At 68.1% G+C, this 830-nt stretch carries 1 protein-coding gene; it reads left to right on the top strand.

Translation table 11 applies throughout. The features are described 5' to 3' along the window. Window positions 1-830: electron transfer flavoprotein-ubiquinone oxidoreductase (locus tag ALA01S_RS31270; RefSeq protein ID WP_174548679.1), on the top strand; the 830-nt coding region annotated here is incomplete at both ends.

Here is an 830-nt window from a genome sequence, read left to right as displayed (position 1 = left end):
TGCACACCGCGGGCTGGCCGCTGCAGCCCGACACCTACGGCGGCTCCTTCATCTACCACGCGGCCGACAACAGAATAGCCATCGGCTTCGTGGTCGGCCTGGACTACCAGAACCCCTGGCTGTCGCCCTTCGAGGAATTCCAGCGCTTCAAGATGCACCCGCAAGTGCGCAAGCACCTGGAGGGCGGGCGGCGGCTGTCCTACGGCGCGCGAGCCATCACCGCGGGCGGGCTGCTGTCGCTGCCCAAGACCGTGTTCCCCGGCGGCGCGCTGGTGGGCTGCGACGCGGGTTTCCTGAACGCCAGCCGCATCAAGGGCAGCCATGCGGCGATCAAGACCGGCATGCTGTGCGCCGAAAGCGCCTTCGAGGCGCTGCAGGCGGGCAGGAGCGGCGACGAGCTGGCGGCCTACCCCGAGGCCTTCGAGAAGAGCTGGCTGTTCACCGAGCTGCAGCAGGCCAAGAACTTCAAGCAGTGGTTCAAGAAGGGCCGCTCCACCGCCACGCTCATGACCGGCGTGGAGCAGTGGCTGCTGCCCAAGCTGGGCATGAAGAACCCGCCCTGGACCCTGCAGCGCAAGCTGCCCGACCACGTCAACCTGCGCCCGGCGGCGGACTTCCAGAAGATCGAGTACCCCAAGCCGGACGGCAAGCTGACCTTCGACCGGCTCTCCTCGGTGTTCGTGAGCAACACCAACCACGAGGAGAACCAGCCCGCGCACCTCACGCTCAAGGACGCGACGGTGCCCGTGCGCATCAACCTGCCGAAGTTCGCCGGGCCGGAAAGCCGCTACTGCCCCGCGGGCGTGTACGAGTTCGTGGCGGCCGAGGGC

The organism is Azohydromonas lata NBRC 102462 (assembly GCF_001571085.1).
GTDB lineage: Bacteria > Pseudomonadota > Gammaproteobacteria > Burkholderiales > Burkholderiaceae_C > Azohydromonas > Azohydromonas lata.
The sequence above is the reverse complement of the archived record's forward strand: the minus strand, read 5'-3'. Positions and strand labels throughout refer to the sequence as shown.